Origin of the sequence: Colwellia sp. 12G3 (assembly GCF_002836775.1) — a bacterium.
Lineage (GTDB): Bacteria > Pseudomonadota > Gammaproteobacteria > Enterobacterales > Alteromonadaceae > Colwellia.
Genome location: NZ_PJAQ01000068.1, coordinates 791,011 through 807,302, shown reverse-complemented (window position 1 = coordinate 807,302; position 16,292 = coordinate 791,011). Strand labels below are relative to the sequence as shown.

Here is a 16,292-nt window from a genome sequence, read left to right as displayed (position 1 = left end):
GATTTGAATTTAGGCTATCTTCTCTTCGCTCTAGCAGGACGAGATTGTGCATTGCTAGGTCGAGAACGATTATGTCTAGTAGGTTTAACAACGACAATACTACTATGGCTATGGTAACTATTGCCATAATACATCGGGTAACCAGCGCCATAACCCATACCATAACTAACAGAGCCGCTTACCTGAGTATTTTCACACGAACTTATGAAGAAGGCAGTAACAACGACGGTAGCTATGAGTAATAAGGTGTTAATTTTTTTCATTACTCACTTTCCTGCTGTGTTAAACCCAGTAATGCGCCATTAGGATCACTAATAATGGCGACACCTTTATCTTCTGGTTGATAAATAATAGTAGCGCCATTGAAGGTGGCTTTTGACAAGGTAGTCGCTACGTTGTTAACTTCGATAAAATTAACCCAACGGTCTCTCTGCTCAAACGATTCGGGTAGCCTTACAATACTGGCTTGAACCATATCAGCTTGAATTAAATAGAAGCTATCTTCTTCAGCATTAATTGCCTCTATCGTATAATCAAAAGTCTCTTGGTAAAACAACGCGGCTTGCTTGGTATTGGTACTAAATAACTGCGCCCAATCCCACTTATTACTTATTTTTTGATGGTGTTTGTTCGTCAGGTCTAACTCAAGTAGTGCAATAATGCCGCCTTGTGGATCAGCTAAAACCGCTCTTTTACCATAAAGCTTAAATTCGTGAGGTGCCAATATTATACTGGCATTATTCTTAGCAGAGAGTTCACTTCTACTTGGAACATTATCAGTATCAATACTACCAACCCATAAGGCATTATCTGTTTTATTTCTTTTGGAGTCACGGGTAAGAACGCCAGCAATAGCTTGGCCATTGTCGTAAAGTATATGATATTTAGCACTATCTTTTGCAAACTCTTGAACGGTCCAACCAAAAGTGTTTTGGTAAAACTTAAGTGACGCTTCAACATCACCGGTGTAAAGGTCAGCCCAAACTAATTTACCATGTTGATTTTTTATTATTTTGTTTTCGGTTATTTCTGGTTGCACTGCGAATGAAGCATTACTACTTAACAATAACGGCAACAATAATGGTACTAAGAATTTACTGAACCCTTTCATTTTATCTGCTCCCTAATTTTTCAACTAATTGATATTACAACATCTAACGATTAATGATAGTTATCAACTGAGCGATTAAACGGATATTGCAATACGTGGTATTGCTCCTTCATCACTGTCTATTTGTGGTTTACATAATAAAATACGAGATGACTTGATTTTTCCTTGTTCAATTAAGTAATCTTTAAAGGCATGTTCGCGTTCTTCACCCAAGTCTATTAAGCGTTTTATATCTGCTTTGTTTGTTACCGAAACACCCGCTTTAAGACCTATGTCAGCCGGTACACTGATAGCGCAAATAGTTACGCGGGTATCTTCTTTATCTTGCATCAAGGCAATGAATTCTTTTAAATAAGCATGTTGGTTATCATCGGGTTCAATTTGCTCTACTTGATATTCTAAATCATCAAAGCGTAGCTTTAAGGCGAATTCACCGGCTGTGATCGCAATCGATACTATGTTTGCATAAGGAACAAACGTGGTCATCAGGTAATCTTGTGTCGCTGAAATTATGGCCTTTTTGGTGATTAAGGTTACAACACTGCTTAAGCCAAATTTTGGATCTGAAGTAGAGCCACTTAGCGGTACATCAAGCTCTACATTACCATCACCATCTTTTAGCATGCCCAAGGCCATATTTAACGGTAAGGCACCTTGGGAAATTAGGCTACCCGCTTCTTCACTATCAACTAAACCCGTTTCTAAGGCTTGCAGTAATACAACAACGTTACCATTGAGTTCATCGCCAGTCAGCGTTAGGTCTAAAGCGGTATTTAGTTGTCCTGTTTTTACTTCAATACCCGTTGAAGCTTTTAAATATGAAGAAATAGCAGGTAAAGAAAATTCTTTAAAATCACCTTTTGCATGGTAAGTAGCAAGCTCTGAGAAAGGTTGTAGGTAACCAGATAAATTAAAGTTGGCATATTTATTACTACGACCAATTAGGGTAAAAGGGGTCTGATTTTGTTTTTTGTCTTTACTGTTACTTAAAGCACCTACATCAAGGGTATCTAAAAATAAGGTGCGTTGGTAAATAGGATCCACACTGAAATCGGTAAAACCAAAAGAATTTTTATTGATAAAGCGCAATTCATTGAAGCTAAAAACGAAGCCATTACTGTTTGCTTCATTGCCCTCTAATTCCTTTTCAATCGTTGCTAATTCTTCGGTTAATGTTGCCTCTGCAGAATTTTGTTGATCTGTTTTATCGCCTAGGGTGACTAAGTTGGCAAGTTCTTTGTTTTCTTTAACAATAATATCACCTGTTAAGGTATCAAAAAGAATACTGTTGATAACAATACTTTTTTCGTGGATATGTATGTTATTTACTATTAGTTTTTTCAACTGCATAACAGGTGGCAAATTGACTATCTCTTCGGCTTCTATATCTACACTATCGGTGGCTGCAAGCTTGTTAATTCTAGCAATCACTTTCTGAGCCATAGCATCAGTTAAATCGGCTTTTTTAGAAAACAGTAAGTCGTCCAGTACAACATTAGCAATATCGACACTAGGTTCATCGTCTAAAACAAAACGAATGTCATCTAAACTAAGCTGCTTAAATGCGACGATTTTTGCTTTACTCTCATTATGATTTAAAACGGCATCGGTCAATTTTATACTGCTCTTGCCAGCTAAGTGAGTAACCTCGTTGTCTTGTAAATCAAGGGCAAGATCGGTGAAATTATATTGCAGGTCATTGAGGGTAAAGTGTTGCTGCTCTAATCCGACTAATAAGTTTTGTAATGTTAAGTTGGCCTTTTTAACTCTAAGATTAATACCTTGTTCAGCTAGGGTAACTGTTTGTTGGCTATTAAAAGACAGAGAACCCTTAAGTTCGGTCAGTTGCTCAACGTAGCGGGCTAATTTTTCAACGGGGTAGTTTTTTAAACTAATATTACTGTTTATATCACCTTTACCTGCGGTTAATTGTGTATTAGCTGAAAGTGCTAAATGAGTTTTATCAATTAATGCTGTTAACGTTAAGTTAGCTTGTTGCTCGTTTTGAGTGGCTTTTACTTGGCTTAATGATAATTGCTCAATTTTTATGTGATGGGCTTTATTTATTTCCTGCAGAGTATTCCTTTCTATTTCAATAGTAAATTGGCTCAATATAAACTCAGGTAGTACTAGTTGATAAGGGAAATCACTCACTGGTTCATCAATCGATTCTTTTGTGACTTGTGCATTACTTTGCTCTGCTTGTTCAGCCGAGCTAGGTATTGCTATACCAGCAATGATTAAATGACCATCATGTTGAGTAACTTTTAATGTGCCTTGCTCAAGTAAAAATTTACTGAGTACAATTTTGTCAAAAGCCAGTTGCCACAATGCGACTTGAACTTCCATATTTGCTAATGAAAAAACAGTTTCTTCCTGTTTGCTTTTAGTACTGAATAAGTCAATATCACTTAGGGTTATGCGCATTAAAAATGGATTGAATCGAATACTGGCGTTATCTGCTAAGTGTAATTGCTGTTCTGCCAGAAGAGGGCTAATAAAGTGCTTAATTAATGGTGAAGAAAGAAGCCAGATGAGTAGAAACAAGCCCACGTATAAAGCTAATAATATCTTGAAAAATTTATGAGTAAAAAAAGATAGCAGGCTTGCCATAATTTAGGACGTTCCTTGTTAGGTTTTTATAATTAATGTGCTGTGATACACGTGCTTGAGTGATGAAAATATAATGGAATATAATTTACTCCATTTTACAAAAAGTTTACAATCCAACTCCAAAGGTTAACTTTGAAGTTAACTCCAATTTAACATAGCGTAGGATACCATTTCCATGGAAAGCAATATAGAAAAAATAGAACATTATATGCAGATGCTCGGTGATATGGGACTGCAATTTGGCGTGCAATTTTTATTAGCGATAGTTACCTATTTCGTCGGTAATTTTATTATCAAAAAAGTGCTTAACTTAGTTGAATTAGCATTAGCAAAGAAAAAAGTTGAGATTACCTTACACAAATTTTTATTAAGTATTTTAGGTACTTTATTAAAAGCAATTCAAATTATCGTTTTTGCTTCTATGTTAGGTATTCAAACCGCGTCATTTATTGCAATTTTAGGTGCTGCTGGTTTAGCTATTGGTTTAGCACTGCAAGGTAGTTTAGCTAACTTCGCTGGTGGTGTCTTAATCCTACTATTTCGTCCGTTTAAAAACGGTGATGCTATTAAAGCCCAGGGTTATGTAGGTAGTGTTGAAGAAATTCAAATCTTTAACACCATCTTAAAAACATTTGATAATCAACGTATTATTATTCCTAATGGTTTGTTATCGAATGGTTGTGTAACTAATATTAATGTTAACGGTACGCGCCGTGTTGATATGGTTTTTGGTATTGGCTATAACGATGATATTGTTAAAGCAAAAGCGCTTTTACGTTCAATAATTGAAGCCGATGAGCGTGTATTGAAAGACCAAGCGGTAGATATTTGGGTTGGTGAGCACGGTGAAAGTTCAGTTAATTTGTTTGTACGTCCTTGGGCGAAAGCAGAAGATTACTGGGGAATTTACTTTGATATGATGGAAAAAGTAAAAATTGAATTTGATAAAGCAAACATTACTATTCCATTTCCACAGCGTGATGTGCATATTCATCAATCACCGAATGCTTAATCTTAAGCGATAAACATATTAATTATGTATTAAAGGCCTTCTTCAGTTATCTGAATTAGGCTTTTTTATTATCTGTGTTTAGTCCTAAAACGTGGTCTCGTTTTATATAAAGTGTCTTTTAGGCTTTTATGACTGACCTAATCAAATAATAACTGATAAAGTCGTTAATAAAAGCTTAAAAAGCATCTGATAAATCAGTGAATATTTTAGTGAATTAATTAAAGAGTCTTAACTATGATTAAAGAAAAACGCTATCTTTTAATAGCTGCAACTAGTCTATTACTTGCTGCTTGCCAGGGCGAAGTTGCCGAACAGGGTAACACTATTACTACTAAAATGACGGCGGAAAAAAAAGCAGAGTTAACTGCACAAGAACAACTCAATGCATTGGCTAAAAACCTGCAGGTGAAATACCAGTTTATCAGTAATGTTGAAACCGACTGCCCCGATCTACATGGTGAAACAGTTAAATATTGTTATAGCGCTGAAATTCACTTGAGTGTACCTGCAGGAAGTCCTAGCTATTATAATGATAACCAAACATGGCAATTAAATTACTCGCAAGTATACCCAAGTTACGCCAGCAGTAGTGATCAGCTTAACTTATTACATCTTAACGGTGATATACATCAAATTACCCCTAAGGCTAACTTTCTCGGCTTTCAAGACGGACAAGATCATAAGTTAAAATTATGGGTAAAGAGTACGTTGATAACCGAATCACAATTAATGCCAAACTACTGGCTATCGAGTGAAGGCTTAACAGCGGCTATTGTTGATAGCACCCGAAGCCTCGTTGATAAAGACACTGGCTTAGAAGTTCAACCATGGGTCGTGCCTTTTACCGATATCCCTAAACAAATAAAGTCAGCGCCTGATGACGTTAATCAATATGCCTCTACCCAATGGCTTTATGATAATGAGCCTCAAGTTTCGATAGCGAATAGTCATGTTGCCTTTGCCATTATACCAACACCTAAATCAATAAAAATTGAAGATAATAATGCCCGTTTAGACTTGGCTGCGGGGCTAAAAGTAAAACTAAGCGGTGATCTTAAATACCCACAATTAGCCGCTGCTTTTGAGCGATTAGCATTACTGGGAATAAAAGAAAGCACTGCTGGCGTGTTGGTAAATATTGAACTTAACGATAAGAAAAAGGCTGATTGGCGCTCAGGACATTATCAATTAGTTATTAATGACAGCGCTATCATCATCAGGGCGCAAGACAGTACCGGTGCTTTTTATGGCCTACAAAGCTTAGCCAGTTTAGTTACGTTAGGATCAACACAAGTTCCTTTAGTCAACGTTGATGACCAGCCACACTATGATTACCGTGGTCAGCATGTCGATGTTGCACGTAACTTTCATAGCAAAGCGTTTATGTTTTCGCTGATCAAGCAAATGGGGGCTTATAAACTTAATAAACTGCATCTACATTTGGCTGAAGATGAAGGCTGGCGTTTAGAGTTGCCCAGCTTGCCAGAACTGACGCATGTGGGCAGTAAGCGTTGTTTAGATTTATCTGATAAGACCTGCTTACAACCACAACTTGGCGGTGGTGCCAGTGATAGAGATGGTTATTATAGTATTGATGATTATCAAGAAATTTTACGTATGGCAACTAAGCATCATATCCAGGTGATCCCATCATTAGATATGCCGGGGCATTCAAGAGCAGCAATCAAAGCGATGGAAGCGCGTTATCATTATTATATGAATAAGGAAAACGAGACTGAAGCTAAGCGTTACCTGTTAACTGACTTTAATGATAAAACGCAATACAGTTCTATTCAAAATTATAACGATAACACCTTAAATATTTGTATGGAGTCAACTTACACCTTTGTTGATCGTGTTTTAGAAGACTTAAAGGCACTGCATCAAGCAGCAGGACATCCGCTAGCGCTTTATCATATTGGCGCAGATGAAACCGCAGGGGCGTGGCTTGAATCGCCAGTGTGTAAGGCGTTAATCGCTGATAAGAGTAATGACTTTGGTGATGCAGAACATTTAGGAGCACATTTTATTGAGCGCGTTTCACAGTTGGTGGCAAGTAAGGGTATTACTGTTGGCGGTTGGAATGATGGTTTAAAAGAGACCGATATAACGAAGATGCCAAGGGATGTTTATTCTTATATTTGGGATGCACTACCTTGGGGGGCGCACAAACAAGTCAGTGAGCAAGCTCATCGTAATTGGAATATTGTGCTAGCAACACCGGATGTCCTTTATTTTGATTTTCCTTATCAAATTGATCCAAAGGAACGAGGTTACCATTGGGCATCAAGGCGCGTTACCACACGTTCCTTGTTTAACTTTATGCCAGATAATTTACCTATTCATGCTGAGTTTCGTGTCGATACATTAGGTGAAAGTTATGTGGCTAATGATAGTAAACAAATAGATGACTTAGGAAAAATAACGCATCAACCCTTGCTGAATAACTTTACTATCAGTGGTATTCAAGGACAACTGTGGAGTGAAACAGTGCGCAGTGATGACCAGGCTGAATATATGATTTACCCTAGATTATTAGCATTGGCTGAGCGAGCTTGGCATCAAGCTAGTTGGCAAGTTCCTTATAATGCTAAAGGCTTTATATATAGTAAAGATACGGCTATTTTTACTGATGAGTTACGTCAAACCCGTGATAAGCAATGGTTAACTTTTTCACAAACGCTTGGTGAGAAAGAATTGGCTAAATTAGATCTGGCAGGCGTGTTTTACCGTGTGCCAACGGTAGGTGCAATAATTGAGTCAGGTATATTGTCGACCAATATGGCGATTAAAGCTTTACCCATTGAATACCGCGTTAGCAATGGTAAGTGGCAAAATTATCAAGAGCCTATCAAAGTTAATGGCTCAGTACAGGTCCGTGCTCGAACATCAGATAAACAACGTGCAGGTCGAACTATGACGGTATCAAAGCAACTTCGCTTAAACTGAGTGCGATTAACTAGCTCAACTAACAACAGATTGTTATTGAGATCCTTATAAAAGTGCAGTAAATATGTTGAGGTTTTTCATTGTGAAAATTACTGCACTTTTTAGTTACTGCGCTAGCGCTTGTTCGATCTCATGCTCGTACGTTTGTTGTTTTTTTCCATTAAAACCGCTGTGGGCACTGATCAGTTTGCCTTGGCGGTCAAATAAGTAACTGCTCGGCATACCTTTTAATTTGAATTTTTTAGCTAATAGCCCTTTTTCATCGTAGATAATGGCAAAGTTAGCAGGGGTTTCTAGTAAAAATTTCTCAGCTAATGCTGCCTGTGCATCAAGATTAATGCTCAATACCACCAAGCCCTGTTCTTGATGTTCAACTTGCATAGCATTCATCCAAGGAAACGATTTTCGGCAAGGCACACACCACGACGCCCAAAAGTCGACATAGACAACTTTGCCTTTATTTTGCGCCATCGCTTGTTCAAATTCATACAGCGATTCATTAGCGTTAGCAAGATTGCTGCTAAGCAATAATAAGATTGTTAAAAACAATGTGCTAGCAAAGGTTTTAAGGGAACAGGTCATACGTTTTCCTACATTCTTTATACATAAGTTAACTATACTTAGTTTTAGCAGTGATGCACAATATCTTAATTGTGCATAAATTTCATTTCGCAATTCATTGCTAGAGCCTAATCCTATGAAAATATTGTTAAAATTATTATTAATTACCTTGGCTTGTTGTGCTTTACCAAGCCAAGCTTGGTGGCTTGTTTCAGCTAATTCAGCCAGTTCTTCAGCGGGCGGTAGTGCTACAGATATCAAGGCGCATAATGACTTGCTGAAAAAACGTTTCAGTAAACAACATCAACAATTAATTCCTATTGTTGCGGTCGCGGATATCTTTTTTAGTTGTAATCAAGCACGGCAAACTGACAAGGCTAACTACTCCCTTCATTTTTTAATCAATCAAATGGATAAAAATACTTTGGCAGAAAAGCTTGGTAATTGTTTGGGGGAAGATACTATGCAATCAGAGGTAGCATTAAACTTTGGTTTGTTTGGTTGCTTTCATGAACAACTCTCGCACTTACCTAAAGCCGAAAATGAACAAAAAATGAAATTGGTAAAGCAGGCTGTGTCTTCTCTTTCTCACGAAGAACGTAAAAAGAGCTTCACCCAATGTGTGACAGAGCAAAGTATTCACTACCTTAAATAGCTAGTTGAGTTGAACTACTACATAAATTGTAACAAATACTTCGCTTCTTTTACTTTTGTCACTTTCTTATTGTAAGCAATATCACTTATAGTAGCGTTAACTCCAGATTTATAATAAAAAGCAAACCGAGCAAGGTGAAATAAAATATGACTCAAGAAACACCTAAAATTTTAGTAGTAGATGATGATATGCGTTTGCGCTCATTATTAGAGCGTTATTTAGTTGAACAAGGCTTTACAGTCCGTAGCGCCGCTAATTCAGAGCAGATGGACCGTTTACTTGAACGTGAAAACTTTCACTTGTTAGTGCTCGATTTAATGTTACCAGGTGAAGATGGTTTATCTATTTGCCGTCGTTTACGTCAAAACTCCAATAATATCCCTATTGTTATGTTAACGGCCAAAGGTGATGAAGTTGATCGTATTATTGGCTTAGAGCTAGGTGCTGATGATTATATGCCTAAGCCTTTTAACCCAAGAGAGTTACTTGCTCGTATTAAAGCTGTGTTACGTCGTCGTACACAAGAAGCTCCTGGGGCGCCAGCCTTAGAAGAGAATATAATTAGCTTTGGTGGTTACGACCTGAATTTAGCTACCCGAGAAATGCAAAAAGATGATGTTAGCATGCCATTAACCAGTGGTGAATTTGCCGTTCTTAAGGCGTTAGTTACTCACCCGAGAGAACCATTATCACGTGATAAGTTGATGAATCTCGCTCGTGGTAGAGATTATTCAGCTTTAGAACGTAGTATTGATGTACAAGTATCCCGATTGCGCCGAATGCTTGAAGTGGATCCGGCTAAACCCAGATACTTACAAACTGTTTGGGGCTTAGGTTATGTCTTTGTTCCTGATGGGAGTCCAGCTTAGCCAATAGCTCGTTATTCTTTCAAGTTAAGTCATTTATATGAAAATATTGCCACGCAGTGCCTTTGGGCAAACGGTTTTGTTAATAGGTTTTTTACTGTTTATTAATCAAATCGTTTCCTACATTTCTTTTGCGCTCTATGTTATTGAACCAAACCAGCAACAAATGAATCAGTTGTTGGCTAAACAAGTGCGCGTGGTTTTTATCGATATTGATGATGCCAAGTTAAGCCCTAAAATGGCTAAGGCATTTCATAATGAAACCGGCATAGGTGTTTATCGTGAAGAAGATGCCTACAAGTTTGGTTTAGCAAATGCGGGATTATATCCTTATCGTTCTGAGCAAATGTCAGAGTTACTTGGTGGTCCTGCAGAAGTGAGGATATCACAAGGTGATGAGTATCTTTTTTGGATACGAGCACCTCAAGCGCCAAATCTCTGGGTAAAAATTCCGTTAATCGGCATGGAAAAAGGCAGCTTTTCACCCTTAATATTCTTTATGATTGTCATTGGTTTATTAAGTGTTATGGGCGGTTGGGTTTTTGTAAGACAGCTCAACCGACCGTTGAAGTCTTTAGAAATAGCCGCAGAAGCTGTTGGGCGAGGTGATTTCCCTGACCCACTTATTGAGCGCGGCACCTCAGAAATTATGGCGGTAACTCAAGCCTTTAATCATATGTCTAAAGGTATTAAGCAGCTGGAAGAGGACCGAAATTTATTAATGGCGGGTATTTCTCATGATTTACGTACGCCTTTGACTCGTATTCGTTTAGCGAGTGAAATGATGCAAGAGCAAGATGACTTTCTAAAGGAAGGTATCGAAACGGATATTGAGGATATGAACAACATTATCGACCAATTCATTGATTACATTCGTCATGATTCAAAAGATAAAGCAGAATTAGGTGACTTAAACGATTTGGTTAATGAAGTGCTGAACGTTGAAACCCCAAGTGATAGGTTGATAACGTTTTACCCCGCTGATTGCCCTAACATTCCTTTAAGGCATGTTGCTGTTAGACGTGCGCTGGCAAATTTAGTACAAAATGCTATTCGCTATACCACCGATGAAATTGAAGTGTCCACCGGAGTCGAGAAAGACTTTGCTTTCGTTAAGGTCAGTGATAATGGCGCAGGTATTCCAGAAGCCGATATTGAACGTTTATTTCAACCTTTCACTCAAGGTGATACCGCCCGAGGCACAGAAGGTAGCGGTCTAGGTTTAGCTATTATTAAACGCATTGTTGATACCCATGGCGGTAAAGTTGAGCTTTCAAACAGACCTTCAGGTGGCTTACAGGCAAAAGTGTATCTGCCACTCGTGTTTAAATAAATCCACTTTTATCCATTTGATGATGTGATTAGTTTACTAATGAGCTCCCTAAAGGGGCCTTCATTTCAATAAATACCTAATACCTATTGGTCTTATCTCTTAAAGTATTTAAGGCTCGCTATATGATCTCTGCAGAGATGCTATTTGTATTTGCTTCAAACACGTTCACAAAACTATTGCTTCACTGATGCGGGATAAAATATTCTAGGTCAGCGTTGCTCTGTATTTCAAAAGTCAGCTGTTACTGAATCAAGCGTCTAGCCTTATACCAATTTGATTAAATTTCTTCCCAACTCAGAGCTCTGCTCGATGTTCAATAACAAGGCAAATTTGTTTCGGTTTAGTCATTCTAAATCAAATAAACTTAACGATGTTAATGAACATCGAGAAAGCTCCCAGAGGGCGAGTTTAAAAGGTTTACATGCTGCGTTATTGATTTTGATAAGGACGCTGCATGGATGCAGCTTATTAGAGAATGCAGGAGCTTATTCTCCTGAATAACCATTCTCTTCAATCAATGCCTTGCCTCTAAGCCTTTTAATACTCGCTGAGTGGGAAAGAACTTAATCAACTTGGTATTACACAACAAGATCACAAACGTAATAGCGTTGCTATCATTGTATCATTCAAATTTTAGGCAATAAAAAAGCCAGCTGTTACATAACAGCTGGCTTTATATTGATAGGGTAAAAAGCTAAACCTTTTACCCTATCAAGAAAGAGATTAGCAAGCGGCTTTTAACTCTTCATTTTGAAGCTGAGGACCGGCAGCAACTAATTTTTTACCATTGTCAGTATCAGTAAACTTCTCAAAGTTATTAACAAAACGTTTTGCTAAGTCAACCGCTTTACCATTCCAGATACTCGCGTCTTCATAAGTATTACGAGGATCAAGAATATCACCTTCAACACCCGCTAAAACCTTAGGTACTTCTAGGTTAAATAACGGTACGATTTCTGTTTCTGCATCATCAATCGAACCATCTAAAATAGCGTCAATGATGGCACGTGTTGCTTTAATTGAAATACGTTTGCCAGTACCATTCCAGCCAGTATTAACAAGGTAAGCTTCAGCGCCAGCAGCATCCATACGTTTATGCAAAACTTCAGCATATTGAGTAGGGTGTAAGCTTAAGAAAGCAGCACCAAAACAGCTTGAAAAAGTCGGTGTTGGCTCTGTAATACCACGTTCAGTACCTGCTAATTTCGCAGTAAAACCTGAAAGGAAGTAATATTCTGTCTGCTCTGGTGTTAACTTAGCAACAGGTGGTAATACACCAAAAGCATCAGCGGTTAAGAAAATTACTTTTTTAGCATGACCAGCACGTGAAACAGGCTTAACAATGTTATCAATGTGATGAATCGGGTAAGAAACACGGGTGTTTTCTGTTTTTGAATTATCATCAAAATCGATTTTACCATTCGCATCAACCGTAACGTTTTCTAATAAAGCGTCACGACGAATAGCATTATAAATATCTGGTTCGTTTTCTTTGCTTAGGTTGATTGTCTTAGCGTAACAACCACCTTCAAAGTTAAACACACCATTATCATCCCAACCATGTTCATCGTCACCGATAAGTTGACGTTTAGGATCTGTAGAAAGTGTTGTTTTACCCGTGCCAGATAGGCCGAAGAAAATTGCAGTATCGCCATCTTCACCAACGTTAGCACTACAATGCATAGAAGCTATGCCTTGTAACGGAAGGTAGTAGTTCATCATTGAGAACATACCTTTTTTCATTTCGCCGCCGTACCAAGTACCGCCAATCAATTGAATTTTTTCAGTTAAGTTGAAAGCAACAAAGTTTTCTGAATTTAAACCTTGTTCTTCCCATTTGTCATTAACTGTTTTCGCACCATTCATTACGACGAAATCAGGTTCATAATTTTCAAGCTCTGCATCAGTAGGGCGAATGAACATGTTTTTAACGAAGTGTGCTTGCCAAGCTACTTGGGTAATGAAACGTACTTTTAAGCGTGTTGCTTCATCAGCACCACAGTAAGTATCAACAACAAATAAACGCTGACCAGAAAGTTGTGTAGTTACTAAGCCTTTCAAATGATCCCATGTTTCAGGTGTCATCGGTTTATTGTCATTTTTACCTTGATCAGACCACCATACCGTGTCACGAGTTACTTCATCGCGAACAATATATTTATCTTTAGGAGAGCGACCGGTAAATATCCCCGTGTCTACATTAACTGCACCAAGCTCAGTTACTACGCCTTTATCAAAGCCTTCTAGGCTAGCTTTAGTTTCTTCACTAAAAAGTAACTCATATGATGGGTTATAAACAACTTCGTTAACATCGTCGATGCCGTATTGTGACAAATCAATTGAGTTTTTCGGGGCGGTCATAGCAAGTTCACTCCTAAGTATGACAAATTTTAATTTAAGTAAGTTGGTTAATGAAGTGCATCATGAAAGTTTTCACCATGTCTTCATTGGGGGTATTTTAGGGTAATAACGAACAAAACGAAAGTAAAAAATAGTTTATTGTGAAAGTTTTCATTATAAATGTCATGAATGGGGGAGTATATTGTTATTTATATCCAAGGAAATAGCTTGTATGGTAAGGAAATAAAGGGGTATGACGATGTATTGGTGAGCCCTTAATTATCACTATGTGGGATAAGTGATAATTAAGGTGACAGCTTTTTACTGGTTTTTACTGAAAAAAAGGCAGTTTTTTTAATGGTTAACTTTCGAAATGAAACTTTTTAGGCTTAGTTCGTCAAAATCATAAGTCGTGATGCAATAATCACAAGTCATCGAAATTTTTCCTTGCTCAGCCAATATTGCTTTAATTTCACTTGGCTCAATTTGTGATATTGCGGATAAACATTTATCGGCAGAACAACCACATACATAGCTTACTGTTTGCGGGTCGAAAATATTCACTTGTTCTTGGTGATATAAACGATAAAGCAATGCTTCAGCTTCTAAAGAAAAGACTTCTTCACTTTTAATGGTATTAGTCAGCTGGCATAAATGTTCAAAGTCACTTAATTGTTGTTCTTTGTTTGCCACACTACCATCGCCATCAGGTAATAATTGTACTAGGGCACCGGCTGATAATTGTTGGTCAGTATCGCAAAACAACCAAATTTTAGTCGGGATTTGTTCTGAGACATCAAAGTAATGGGCTAAGCAATCCGCAAGATTATCTTGATCTAAAGCAACAACGCCCTGATAGGCTTCGCCAACGGTCGGGCGAATGGTGATAATCATTGTGCCTTTACCAATTAACGTCTGCAGCGTTTCAGCTGATGTTTCTTCTGCCATTTTAGCAATGCCGCGCATTTGCTGTTTATTATTACCGCTTACAGACATATAACCTACAGGGCCATCGCCTTGTAATTGCACGGTGATATCCCCTTCAAATTTTAGCGTCGCGGTTAATAAGCAAGTAGCACTGAGCAACTCACCCAGTAACTTTTCTACACCAACAGGGTAGTTATGATTTTTAATAATACTTTTAAAGCTACTATTTAATTGTACTAGTTCACCCCTGGCATGGGCGTCGGTAAATAAGTAGCGATTTAAAACATTGAATTGGCTCATTGCAGTTAGATCCTTTCTTTAAATTCACGTAGTTTTCTACGTTGTTTTTTGTCTGGTTTAGTATCACTAGCAGGACTAAGTAAAATGCCTTGTTTACGTGCTAGGGCATTTTTTTCTCGGCTATCAATACTTTGCTTACTTTCTTGATATAAGGTTTGAGCAAAAGTAGCGTCACTGCGTTTGTCAGCTAATACGAGAATAGTGACTGTTTTTTCTTCAACCCCTTGGCGAATTTTTATTATATCACCGATTGATACGGCTTTACCTGACTTAGTACGTTGACCATTATAAAAAACTTTTCCGCCATCAATCATCTGTTTGGCAATAGCACGGGTTCGATAAAACCTTGCTGCCCAAAGCCATTTATCTAATCTGATGGCGTTATTTTGAGGGTTTTGACTTGTAGACATAATATACCTGAAAACTTGAACTTTTATGAAAGCTAGAGGTCTGAAAATTAACATACCAGCCGTTATATCTCTAGCCTTAGCGGTTCAGTTACAATTAAATTTGCTTAAATAGCTTAAAAAACTCTGGCTATGGCTTGTTGCTAACCTTTCTGTCAAGTATCATCCGTGTTTACTTAACAAAAATCTAACATTCGGCTCCGGTTATAAATGAATAGATTATTTCAAAATAATAACAATATAAGTATATAAGTAGCTATGGTATTTCCCACTAACATGACAGCTTTTACTCCTTTAATCACTCAACTCGGTCATCGGCGTGTTGCGCAATTCGCGATGGCAATATTATTGGTTTATATCGCCTATATAAGCGCAAAGATCACTTGGTCAGTGATACCACAAGTTCAATTAAGTCAAAACACTGCTATTAATGGTAATTCAACAAAATTCAATGCCAATAAATCAGATCAGACGATCAATGTAAGTAAAATTCAAGCGCTTAATCTTTTTGGCCAATACAATGAGAATGCTGATGCAACGCCTGAAATTGAAATGTCCGATGTGCCAGAAACAAAATTAAATTTAATATTATCGGGTCTTGTCGCTAGTGATGAAAAATCTATCGCTGCGGCAGTTATTGAAAATCAAGGTAAGCAAGAGACCTACGGTATTGGAGATATCATTATTGGTACACGTGCCAATCTTGAACAAGTGTTAACGGATCGAGTGATAATCAAACAATCAGGCCGTCTGGAAACGCTAATGCTTGATGGTTTTGATTACAACCAGCCAGCTGAAGACGTTTCGAGTAAACCAGCCCCGAGTAAATCTCGACCTAAAGAGGGGCCGCAGTCAACTCGTTCAGATGTTGTCGACCAAAGAGATAATAAGCAATTAACCGAAACAGCAAATAACCTTCGGGAAGAACTCGCTAATGATCCAGCAAAAATAGGTGATTATTTAGGTATTTCACCTAAACGGGAAGATGGCAACATAGTTGGTTACACACTACGTCCAGGTAAAAAACCAGAGTTTTTCAAACAAGCGGGCCTAGAAGCGGGTGATGTTGCCGTTGAAATGAATGGTTTTGATTTAATTGATCCTGCTCAGGCGATGCAAGCCATGGCAGAAATGAAGCAGGCACGTGATATTTCATTGTTGATCGATCGCCAAGGTAGTTTGACTGAAATACTGATTAGCTTAGATTAAATGCTTAGG

13 protein-coding genes are annotated in these 16,292 nt (G+C 37.9%); 6 read left to right on the top strand and 7 right to left on the bottom strand.

Translation table 11 applies throughout. The features are described from left to right. Positions 1 to 14: 14 nt before the first annotated feature. The 3 genes from CXF71_RS21090 to CXF71_RS21080 form a co-directional block, all read right to left on the bottom strand. Positions 15 to 263: a hypothetical protein gene (locus CXF71_RS21090; RefSeq protein ID WP_101234875.1), complete on the bottom strand. Its 249-nt coding sequence runs from the start codon at positions 261 to 263 to the stop codon at positions 15 to 17. Then, positions 263 to 1,111, bottom strand: coding sequence for a VOC family protein (locus CXF71_RS21085; RefSeq protein WP_101234874.1), 849 nt, complete (start codon positions 1,109 to 1,111; stop codon positions 263 to 265). Before CXF71_RS21085 ends, CXF71_RS21090 begins: the two co-directional genes overlap by 1 nt. A gap of 75 nt (positions 1,112 to 1,186) precedes the next feature. Then, on the bottom strand, positions 1,187 to 3,724 hold the full coding sequence (locus tag CXF71_RS21080) for a DUF748 domain-containing protein (RefSeq protein WP_101234873.1): 2,538 nt from the start codon (positions 3,722 to 3,724) through the stop codon (positions 1,187 to 1,189). Between the two features lie 175 nt (positions 3,725 to 3,899). Here CXF71_RS21080 and CXF71_RS21075 point away from each other — a divergent pair, with 175 nt between their 5' ends. Together CXF71_RS21075 and CXF71_RS21070 are read left to right on the top strand one after the other, a co-directional pair. Beyond that, positions 3,900 to 4,736, top strand: a complete 837-nt coding sequence (locus CXF71_RS21075; protein WP_101234872.1) for a mechanosensitive ion channel family protein — start codon at positions 3,900 to 3,902, stop codon at positions 4,734 to 4,736. Between the two features lie 234 nt (positions 4,737 to 4,970). Beyond that, a complete protein-coding gene (locus CXF71_RS21070) occupies positions 4,971 to 7,685 on the top strand; it encodes a family 20 glycosylhydrolase (protein WP_101234871.1) in 2,715 nt (904 codons plus the stop codon). Between the two features lie 105 nt (positions 7,686 to 7,790). Here the strand turns inward: CXF71_RS21070 and CXF71_RS21065 are convergent, their stop codons facing one another. After that, entirely contained in the window at positions 7,791 to 8,267 is a 477-nt protein-coding gene (locus CXF71_RS21065; protein WP_101234870.1) for a TlpA disulfide reductase family protein, read from the bottom strand. A 115-nt stretch (positions 8,268 to 8,382) separates the two neighbouring features. Here CXF71_RS21065 and CXF71_RS21060 point away from each other — a divergent pair, with 115 nt between their 5' ends. The 3 genes from CXF71_RS21060 (at position 8,383) to envZ (ending at position 11,100) form a co-directional block, all read left to right on the top strand. Beyond that, positions 8,383 to 8,901 carry a hypothetical protein gene (locus CXF71_RS21060; protein WP_101234869.1) on the top strand — a complete coding sequence of 173 codons (519 nt, stop codon included), beginning with the start codon at positions 8,383 to 8,385 and terminating at the stop codon, positions 8,899 to 8,901. Between the two features lie 146 nt (positions 8,902 to 9,047). Continuing rightward, on the top strand, positions 9,048 to 9,770 hold the full coding sequence (gene ompR / locus CXF71_RS21055; protein WP_101234868.1) for an osmolarity response regulator transcription factor OmpR: 723 nt from the start codon (positions 9,048 to 9,050) through the stop codon (positions 9,768 to 9,770). 37 nt (positions 9,771 to 9,807) lie between these two features. Continuing rightward, positions 9,808 to 11,100, top strand: coding sequence for a two-component system sensor histidine kinase EnvZ (envZ, locus tag CXF71_RS21050; RefSeq protein WP_101234867.1), 1,293 nt, complete (start codon positions 9,808 to 9,810; stop codon positions 11,098 to 11,100). Between the two features lie 723 nt (positions 11,101 to 11,823). On the opposite strand, the gene pckA is transcribed toward envZ, so the two are convergent. From pckA to CXF71_RS21035, 3 genes are all read right to left on the bottom strand, one after another. Beyond that, entirely contained in the window at positions 11,824 to 13,461 is a 1,638-nt protein-coding gene (pckA, locus tag CXF71_RS21045) for a phosphoenolpyruvate carboxykinase (ATP) (protein ID WP_101234866.1), read from the bottom strand. 333 nt (positions 13,462 to 13,794) lie between these two features. Then, the gene (gene hslO, locus CXF71_RS21040; RefSeq protein ID WP_101234865.1) at positions 13,795 to 14,667 is read right to left on the bottom strand and encodes an Hsp33 family molecular chaperone HslO; all 873 of its coding nucleotides are present in this window, start codon (positions 14,665 to 14,667) and stop codon (positions 13,795 to 13,797) included. A gap of 5 nt (positions 14,668 to 14,672) precedes the next feature. Beyond that, entirely contained in the window at positions 14,673 to 15,077 is a 405-nt protein-coding gene (locus tag CXF71_RS21035; protein ID WP_101234864.1) for a S4 domain-containing protein, read from the bottom strand. 273 nt (positions 15,078 to 15,350) lie between these two features. Between CXF71_RS21035 and gspC the strand changes: the two genes are divergently transcribed. Further along, positions 15,351 to 16,283 carry a type II secretion system protein GspC gene (gene gspC / locus CXF71_RS21030; RefSeq protein ID WP_232771568.1) on the top strand — a complete coding sequence of 311 codons (933 nt, stop codon included), beginning with the start codon at positions 15,351 to 15,353 and terminating at the stop codon, positions 16,281 to 16,283. Positions 16,284 to 16,292 lie beyond the last annotated feature (9 nt).

What these genes read in the sequence shown, in the direction of transcription:
- pckA (WP_101234866.1), bottom strand. Translation starts at nt 13,461, where the DNA reads ATGACCGCCCCGAAAAACTCAATTGATTTGTCACAATACGGCATCGAC.
- CXF71_RS21090 (WP_101234875.1), bottom strand. Translation starts at nt 263, where the DNA reads ATGAAAAAAATTAACACCTTATTACTCATAGCTACCGTCGTTGTTACT.
- CXF71_RS21085 (WP_101234874.1), bottom strand. Translation starts at nt 1,111, where the DNA reads ATGAAAGGGTTCAGTAAATTCTTAGTACCATTATTGTTGCCGTTATTG.
- CXF71_RS21060 (WP_101234869.1), top strand. Translation starts at nt 8,383, where the DNA reads ATGAAAATATTGTTAAAATTATTATTAATTACCTTGGCTTGTTGTGCT.
- CXF71_RS21075 (WP_101234872.1), top strand. Translation starts at nt 3,900, where the DNA reads ATGGAAAGCAATATAGAAAAAATAGAACATTATATGCAGATGCTCGGT.
- CXF71_RS21080 (WP_101234873.1), bottom strand. Translation starts at nt 3,724, where the DNA reads ATGGCAAGCCTGCTATCTTTTTTTACTCATAAATTTTTCAAGATATTA.
- gspC (WP_232771568.1), top strand. Translation starts at nt 15,351, where the DNA reads ATGACAGCTTTTACTCCTTTAATCACTCAACTCGGTCATCGGCGTGTT.
- CXF71_RS21065 (WP_101234870.1), bottom strand. Translation starts at nt 8,267, where the DNA reads ATGACCTGTTCCCTTAAAACCTTTGCTAGCACATTGTTTTTAACAATC.
- hslO (WP_101234865.1), bottom strand. Translation starts at nt 14,667, where the DNA reads ATGAGCCAATTCAATGTTTTAAATCGCTACTTATTTACCGACGCCCAT.
- CXF71_RS21070 (WP_101234871.1), top strand. Translation starts at nt 4,971, where the DNA reads ATGATTAAAGAAAAACGCTATCTTTTAATAGCTGCAACTAGTCTATTA.
- ompR (WP_101234868.1), top strand. Translation starts at nt 9,048, where the DNA reads ATGACTCAAGAAACACCTAAAATTTTAGTAGTAGATGATGATATGCGT.
- CXF71_RS21035 (WP_101234864.1), bottom strand. Translation starts at nt 15,077, where the DNA reads ATGTCTACAAGTCAAAACCCTCAAAATAACGCCATCAGATTAGATAAA.
- envZ (WP_101234867.1), top strand. Translation starts at nt 9,808, where the DNA reads ATGAAAATATTGCCACGCAGTGCCTTTGGGCAAACGGTTTTGTTAATA.